The sequence below is a fragment of the Nonomuraea sp. NPDC001684 genome (genome assembly GCF_053596515.1).
Genome location: NZ_JBSFGJ010000812.1, coordinates 1 through 1,959 on the forward strand (window position 1 = coordinate 1; position 1,959 = coordinate 1,959).

Annotated in this window: 3 protein-coding genes and 1 pseudogene; 3 read left to right on the top strand and 1 reads right to left on the bottom strand. The window is 74.4% G+C overall.

From position 1 onward, the window contains the following. The coding region (locus ACWCSD_RS52045) for a hypothetical protein (protein ID WP_449927245.1) at positions 1–192 on the bottom strand (192 nt) is incomplete at its 3' end. Between the two features lie 55 nt (positions 193–247). Between ACWCSD_RS52045 and ACWCSD_RS52050 the strand changes: the two genes are divergently transcribed. The 3 genes and pseudogenes from ACWCSD_RS52050 to ACWCSD_RS52060 all read left to right on the top strand — a co-directional run. After that, the gene (locus ACWCSD_RS52050; RefSeq protein WP_358286461.1) at positions 248–928 is read left to right on the top strand and encodes a class I SAM-dependent methyltransferase; all 681 of its coding nucleotides are present in this window, start codon (positions 248–250) and stop codon (positions 926–928) included. A gap of 50 nt (positions 929–978) precedes the next feature. After that, entirely contained in the window at positions 979–1,749 is a 771-nt protein-coding gene (locus tag ACWCSD_RS52055) for a hypothetical protein (RefSeq protein ID WP_358286459.1), read from the top strand. Further along, positions 1,746–1,959: pseudogene (locus tag ACWCSD_RS52060) on the top strand (hypothetical protein); the annotation flags it as partial. The gene ACWCSD_RS52055 and the pseudogene ACWCSD_RS52060, both read left to right, overlap by 4 nt.

Below are 1,959 nucleotides of genomic sequence, written 5' to 3' on the forward strand. Positions count from 1 at the left end.
GGCGGGCCAGGCGGCCAGCACCGCGACGATCAGGGCCGCCGCCGCCAGCAGGCCCACCCCGGCCGGGGCCGGGGCGAAGGCCGCCTGCCCGGCCCGCAGCGCTCTGGCGCCCGCCTCGGTCAGGTAGTAGACGGGGGGAACGGCGGCCAGGCCCACGCCGACGCCGATCAGAACTCGTACCTCACCGGTCACAGAGGCCATCGTCCCCCGCTCACGGACGGCTCACGCGGCGGTTAGGTTTTTGGGCATGAAGAACACCGGCACAGGCCCAGGCGCCATCACCCCCGACGGATCCCCTGTCGAGTTCTACACCCTCCTCCAGCCCGGCCGCGACGCCGACGTCGTCATCCAGGAGACCCCGCCGGGCGGGTCCGTCCTGGAGCTCGGCGCCGGCGTCGGCAGAGTCACCCACGCGCTCGTCGAGGCCGGGTTACAGGTCGTGGCCGTGGACGAGTCCACCGAGATGCTGGCGCACGTGCGCGGGGCCGAGACCGTGCACGCGCGGCTCCAGGACCTGCGGCTCGACCGGCGATTCGACACCGTCACGCTGGCCTCCCAGCTCGTCAACGTCGTCGACGTGGAGGTCAGGCGGTCCTTCCTGGCGGCGTGCGCGCGGCACGTCAAGCCGGGCGGGGCGGTGCTCGTCCAGTGGATGACGGCCGAGCGGCACGACGGCTGGCGGGCCGGCTCGGGCAGGAAGGACGGCGACGTCACGATCACCCTGGCGGAGGTCGAGGAGATCTCCCCCGGCGTGTTCGCCGCGACCATGCGCTACGAGCACGGCGACCGGGTCTGGACCCAGTCGTTCACCTCGCGCCGCATGACCGACGACGAGCTGGCCGACGCCCTGGCCGCCGAGGGGCTGCGGCTGGAGCGGTTCGTCACCGAGGACCGCATGTGGTTCCTGGCCCGCCCCTTTACATCGTAGATTTCGGTGTAAATACTGGGAAATACTGGAACTGTTGATACCCTCGCGCCATGAGTGACCCGCTGGACGAGCTGGAGCGGCGGATCGACGGGCTCCGGGCCGGCGTGCGCAAGGCCATGCGCGTCAGGGACGGCGCGACGGCCCGCGTCCTGCGTGCCGAGCTGCGCGCCGCCGAGCGCGCCTGGGACGCCCTGGTGAGCGGCGAGCAGCCGCGCGCCAGGGCGGAGGGGCCCCGGCTGGTCACCGTGCGCGAGCAGGTCCACCAGGCGCTCGCGCTGCTCGGTGCCGCCGCGCAGCCGCGCCTGGTGGTGGCGGTCAGCGGCGCGTTCTTCGCCGGCACCATCCGCAGCGCCCAGCTCACCAGCCTGCGCCGCGACGAGGAGCGCTCGTTCCGGTCCACGCCGCACGGCAGGCCGTACTACCTGTGCGCGGCGCTGACCGACCGCCTCTCCCCCGCCCGCGGCCTGCTGACGCTCAGCACCTGGCCGCTGGAGCGGCGGGTGGTCGGCCCGCTCAGCCCCCGCGTCGACTTCCTGACCTGCGCCATCGCGGTGGCCTCGCACGACGGCGAGGACGAGCGGGCCCTGCGCTTACTGGCGCGGATGGCCAGGAACGTGCCCGGCGCCACGGCCACCGACCTCGGGCCGCCCGACCGCCGGCGGATCGCCGAGGCGGCCAGGGCCGAGCTGGCGGTGCACGCAGAACGCGACACGCGCGACCGCGCCGAGCTGGCACGACGCGCCACATCCCAGCTCGGTGACGTGGCCAGGCTCTTCGGCGCCGCTACGCTGGGCACGATCAAGGAGGAGACAGCGACGTGAGCGGCTTGAGACGCGAGGACGGCCCGGCCCACCGGCTCGACGCGCTGCGCGGCACGACGCCGCCCAAGCCGCACGACGCCAGAGCGATCGCGGCCCTGGCCGCCAACCCCGGCTGCACCCGCCGGGCCCTCATGGACGGCGCCGGCGTCGACAAGGACGCCGCCGCCCGCCACCTGGGCTTCCCGGCGCCGTTCGGCCAGTCGCCGTTCG

Excerpts from the sequence above, each read along its gene's own strand:
- ACWCSD_RS52050 (WP_358286461.1), top strand. The coding sequence starts at position 248 with ATGAAGAACACCGGCACAGGCCCAGGCGCCATCACCCCCGACGGATCC.
- ACWCSD_RS52055 (WP_358286459.1), top strand. The coding sequence starts at position 979 with ATGAGTGACCCGCTGGACGAGCTGGAGCGGCGGATCGACGGGCTCCGG.